This is a genomic window from Spongiactinospora gelatinilytica (assembly GCF_003236385.1).
Classification (GTDB): Bacteria; Actinomycetota; Actinomycetes; order Streptosporangiales; family Streptosporangiaceae; genus Spongiactinospora; species Spongiactinospora gelatinilytica.
The window spans coordinates 1-4,764 of the sequence record NZ_POUA01000485.1; the positions used below are offsets into that span (position 1 = coordinate 1).

The 4,764-nt window shown below is 69.9% G+C and carries 6 protein-coding genes; 4 read left to right on the top strand and 2 right to left on the bottom strand.

All coding sequences use genetic code 11. The annotated features are described in order from the left end of the window. Nucleotides 1-69 precede the first annotated feature (69 nt). Nucleotides 70-447, bottom strand: coding sequence for a hypothetical protein (locus C1I98_RS35330; protein ID WP_111171660.1), 378 nt, complete (start codon nt 445-447; stop codon nt 70-72). 105 nt (nt 448-552) lie between these two features. Between C1I98_RS35330 and C1I98_RS35335 the strand changes: the two genes are divergently transcribed. Continuing rightward, nucleotides 553-1,860: an IS256 family transposase gene (locus tag C1I98_RS35335; RefSeq protein WP_111171661.1), complete on the top strand. Its 1,308-nt coding sequence runs from the start codon at nt 553-555 to the stop codon at nt 1,858-1,860. A gap of 82 nt (nt 1,861-1,942) precedes the next feature. Beyond that, nucleotides 1,943-2,227 (top strand): hypothetical protein, encoded by a 285-nt coding sequence (locus C1I98_RS35340; RefSeq protein ID WP_146607833.1) that lies wholly within the window; start codon nt 1,943-1,945, stop codon nt 2,225-2,227. 202 nt (nt 2,228-2,429) lie between these two features. Here C1I98_RS35340 and C1I98_RS35345 read toward each other — a convergent pair whose 3' ends face one another. Beyond that, nucleotides 2,430-2,693, bottom strand: coding sequence for a hypothetical protein (locus C1I98_RS35345; protein ID WP_199537461.1), 264 nt, complete (start codon nt 2,691-2,693; stop codon nt 2,430-2,432). Nucleotides 2,694-2,935: 242 nt separating this feature from the next. Here C1I98_RS35345 and C1I98_RS35350 point away from each other — a divergent pair, with 242 nt between their 5' ends. Continuing rightward, on the top strand, nt 2,936-3,676 hold the full coding sequence (locus C1I98_RS35350; protein WP_111171663.1) for a 3'-5' exonuclease family protein: 741 nt from the start codon (nt 2,936-2,938) through the stop codon (nt 3,674-3,676). A 790-nt stretch (nt 3,677-4,466) separates the two neighbouring features. Then, on the top strand, nt 4,467-4,764 hold a 298-nt coding region (locus tag C1I98_RS42115), incomplete at its 3' end, for a hypothetical protein (protein ID WP_158558313.1).

Below are 4,764 nucleotides of genomic sequence, written 5' to 3' on the forward strand. Positions count from 1 at the left end.
GGGGCGGGCGGCGACGGTGAGGGTGGCGCTGTGGCCGAACTGCGGAGGGCCCTGTCCGGCCGAGTAGTGTCAGCCGGCGGTGATCTCGGTGGATGCCAGGCCTTTGTTCAGGCGGGGCGGACGGGCCAGGGTCGGCGCCGCGGTGGTGTCGATGCCGATGTCTCCGGCGAAGCCGCGCAGGTAGCCGCGGCCTTTGGCCCGGCGGGCAGGGGTAAGGACGAGCGCGGTGACGATCTGCTGCAGCACCTGGCGCTTGCGGGCGTGGCCGACATCGTCGTCCTCCCAGGCCGTGGCGAGGTGGTCGGCCTGGTGCTGGGGCAGGCGGGCGCGCCGGTCGTGGCGGGCTGGATCCAGGATGGTGGTGAGCCGGTCGAACGCGCGATAGGAGCGCCGGGAGGCGGCCAGGCAGGCGTGCGGATCATCGGCGTCGATGTCGGCCGGGTCCATTCCGAGATGGCGGCGGGCGGCAGGGGAGAGGGAGAAGGCGGCGATCTGCCAGGCGTGGGACTGTACGGTTTTCGATGTAACTCCTGATCATGGAGAACGCACCTGATGAGTACTGTGATCCAGGCATCGACGGAGATCGACCTGGAGGACGCCGCGGTGGCGCGCAAGAAGCCCGAGAACTCGACGGATCGGGAACCGGTGGCCAGGCTGGTCGGCCAGGCCCGGGCCGAGGGAGTGGAACTGGTCGGTGAGAACGGGCTGCTGGGCCGGCTGACCAAGCTGGTGCTGGAGTCCGCGCTGGAAGGCGAGATCACCGACCATCTCGGCTACGACGAGCACGAGCGAGGCGGCGGCGAGACGGGCAACACCCGTAACGGCAGCCGGTCCAAGACCGTCATCACCGAGGTAGGACCGGTCGAGATCACCGTCCCGCGGGACCGGGACGGCAGCTTCGAGCCGAAGATCGTGCGCAAGCGGCAGCGGCGCCTGTCCGGCGTGGATGAGATGGTCATCTCGCTGGCCGCCAAGGGCCTGACCACCGGCGAGATCTCCGCGCACCTGGCCGAGGTGTACGGCGCCGACGTCTCCAAGCAGACCATCTCCACGATCACCGACAAGGTGCTGGAGGGCATGACCGAGTGGCAGAACCGGCCGCTCGACCCGGTTTACCCGGTGATCTTCATTGATGCCGTTCATGTGAAGCTGCGCGAGGGCCAGGTCGCCAACCGGCCCATCTACGTTGCGCTGGCCGTCACCGTCGACGGCGAGCGCGACATTCTCGGGCTGTGGGCCGGCGACGGCGGCGAGGGTGCCGAGTTCTGGCTGCACGTGCTCACCGAGATCAAGAACCGCGGCGCCGCCGATGCGCTGATGGTGGTCTGCGACGGCCTCAAGGGGCTGCCGCCGGCCATTGAGGCCGTCTGGCCCCAGGCCGTCGTGCAGACATGCGTCGTCCATCTGCTGCGCGCCTCGTTCCGGTATGCCGCCCGCCGGCACTGGGACGCCATCGCCAAGGCACTCAAGCCCGTCTACACCGCCCCGACCGAGGCCGCCGCCCTCGAACGCTTCATGGAGTTCGCCGAGCTCTGGGGCGGCAGGTACCCGGCGATCGTGAAGCTGTGGGAGGACGCCTGGGCCGAGTTCGTGCCCTTCCTCAACTTCGACACCGAGATCCGCCGGGTGATCTGCTCGACCAACGCCATCGAGTCGGTCAATGCCCGGATCCGGCGGGCGGTCAAGGCCCGCGGCCACTTCCCCAACGAGCAGGCCGCGCTCAAGTGCGTCTACATGGCGATCATGAGCCTGGACCCCACCGGCAAGGGCCGCAAACGCTGGATCACCCGCTGGAAAGCCGCCCTGAACGCCTTCGCCATCACCTTCGAAGGCCGCCTGACCCGACCACCCGATAACTAGTCAAGATCGAGATACACCGAAAACTGGACACACCCATCACTGTGTGTGCGATTGTGTCGGTGCCGTGACGTACAACGGCTTCGTGGACACCTTCGACCTACTCGTGACGGCTGACTCCAACCGCGAGCTCAAGCAAGCCGAGTTCGATCGCCAAGTGGACCTGCTCAGGCCTCTGATGAACTGGGATCCGGCTCACTGGCGCTGGCAGGTGCGGCTGAGCGGTGCACACCCCGAGCATGTCAGCAGCGTCCTGACCACCTTGTTCGAGGCCGCGCGCCTGTACGGCACCACCGTCACGGTGTGTCCGGCGCCCACAGCTCCCGCGACACCTGCAGAGCCCGTGGAGGTCGCGGAAGCCGCAGGGTGAGGTCGCCAGGCCCCGCTGATCGAGCGGCGGAGGGCTGGCGCAGCTCGATCCGGTGGATCGGGCCCGGCAGGGGCGGGCACGCTGGGCGCTGTGGCTGTATGCCGACGCCAGCGGGTGGCGGGCGATTCCGAACCCGGCGGCGACCAGGCCGGCACGCTGCCGGATCTCGCCCGGACGTGTGACAGAGAGCTCTTGGTGGGAGTCACGTCCGCCCGCGGTTGCCCCGCCGGAGCGGGTCGCGCGCGGCGACGTGGGCGGCGACGGCGTCGACGCCGGGCCGGGCGTAGCGCTCCAGTGCACGCACGGAGGCGTGCCGGGAGCGGGCCAGCAGAGTGGGGGTGTTGGTGCCGTCTTCCGCCTCATGCGTCAGGGCGGAGTGACGGAGCTGGTGCAAGGTCCACCCGGCGCGGATCGCGAGGTCGGTGATGCCGGGGTGGGCCAATGGCCGGGTGAGCGCCTCGAACATTTCGGCGGCGCGCCGGTACGACAGCCGGGCCCATCCCGGGAAAAGAGGCCCGGAAGACCCGGTTCTGTCGGACCCTGCTGTCACGATCCGTGGTGCAGCCGGTACGAGGAAGGGAGAGGTTCGGTGGGTAAAGGAGCGCGGCTTCGGGCCGGGCGAGCGCGCCGGCTTTCGCTGGTGTTCTGCGATCTGGACTACGATCCGGCCGGCCGGCCGTTCGGCCGTTCGGCCGGGGCACAGCGCCGGTGCCTGTCGATGGATGGGCCGTCGCGCGAGCGGGGCTGGTCTATGCCGAATGGGACGGCGAGCGCTGCCGGATCACTGGTGATGAACTGATCGAGGGACGGCACCCGGCCAGCCGGCTGATCACCGCGCTGGCCGGCGACCAGCGCCTGATCGTCGGGCACGGGCTGCTCAGAAGCGACCTGCGCGCTGTGGCCATGGTCACCGCCGTGCTCGATGCGGTGCTGCTCCGATCACTCGACACACTGGTGCTGGCTCATCGGCTGCGCGGCGGCCGGTATTCGACCGGTTGCGGCCTGTCCGATCTGGCGTGGGAGAACCTGGGCATCCGCCGCCGCAAGCCGCACGTCCCCGATCGGCTGTCCGGCGGAGCGGACCCCGGGCTGCGGGTCGGCCGCCAAGATCACGCCCCTCGGGACGACGCCGCCCTGCTTGCGAACCTGCGGCAGACGCTGATCACCACCCGTGTCTTGGTGTGGGGCGGCGGCTTCACCGCTGGTGGGCGTAAGGGCAGCGTGGAGCTGACCGACGAGCATGTCGCGGAACTGACCGGCCGAAGGCCCCAGCCGGAAAACGCCGCCTGGCGGCCTCTCCTGCGGGCCAAAGGCGGCGGCGATGAGGACGGGCAGGAGGCGGGCGCGGCGTGCAATCGCCGCCGCCCTGCCGTCCCCGGTCGTGATACGGGACCTGGCGGTGCGTCTGCAGCATGCCGGGCTCATTCCGGCGCGTCCGCTCACCGATGAGGAGCTGTACACGGCCTGCCAGTGGATGGGGCACGGCCGAAACCTCGACGTCCGCGGCCGTATCTCCGCAGGGCGGCCCCTGACCAAGGCGCTGCGTGAGCGGGTGGCCCAGGCGCTGTAGGAGAGCACCCATCCCGAATGGATCAACGCCATGTTCGAGGTGCGCAGGCAGGCCCAGGCGTCGGCCGTGGCGTTCATGAGGTCCCAGCAGCTGGTGCACGAGCAAAGCAGGATTCGTCCCCGTCTTTGCGCTGCGATCGAAACATCGTGATCGTCACTGTCCCGGTCGGCGCGGATGACCGGCGGCGTTCAGCGGCGGCGCGTCAGCAGATCACGGGGCTGAAGGTCGCGGTGAGCGTGTGGAAGCGGGTCGGCGCCATCAGATCGGCCCACGGGGCGAACGCACGTACGTCGGCGCTCGCCTTCCACGGTCCAGAGGTTTCACCAGGATGTGTGGGAATGGCCTGATCGAGGGCAATGCAGGCGAGCGTGCCGCCAATAGTCTCCCGTTGCGCCGATCTTCCCGCCTGTCGTAGGGGAAAGGCTGGGGGGCGGGTTGCGCCCCGGCATCTCCACCCCGGTCTGCCCCTGTCGAGTCCCTGTCGAACCCTTCAATCATCCCGCACGAGCGCTTAGGGTGAGCGGCGTGGGCCTCACGCTGGGTTGTCCGGTCTGTTCCGCACCTTCTGAGCGACCCTGCCGGCGTGGCGACGGCCGGCCCCGGCCGCCCCATGCGCGGCGCCTGGCCCTCATAGTGGCCTGTCATCTGGTGCAGTGGGGGGCGCCTCGCGTGCACGGCGAGGTCGGCGCGGTGGATGCGGCCATCCGGCTCGCGCAGGCGCAGGCCGCTCTCGCCGCCTCGGCCGGCGACGCCTGCGGCCAGGACTGGGAGGAGGAGGTGCTCCTGCAGGCAGCGCGTCTCCAACTGGCGGTTCACGGCAGCCTGGCGTCGATGACACCGCGCACGCTCGATCTCGGTGACGTGCGGGACGAGACCGCCGAGATGTACCGCCGCCTGGTCACAGCACGCGAGGCCGTGCAAGCGCTGCGCAGCGGAACCGTTCAGCCGCCCCAGCCTGACCCGCCCC

What these genes read in the sequence shown, in the direction of transcription:
- C1I98_RS35335 (WP_111171661.1), top strand. Translation starts at nt 553, where the DNA reads ATGAGTACTGTGATCCAGGCATCGACGGAGATCGACCTGGAGGACGCC.
- C1I98_RS35330 (WP_111171660.1), bottom strand. Translation starts at nt 447, where the DNA reads ATGGACCCGGCCGACATCGACGCCGATGATCCGCACGCCTGCCTGGCC.
- C1I98_RS35345 (WP_199537461.1), bottom strand. Translation starts at nt 2,693, where the DNA reads ATGTTCGAGGCGCTCACCCGGCCATTGGCCCACCCCGGCATCACCGAC.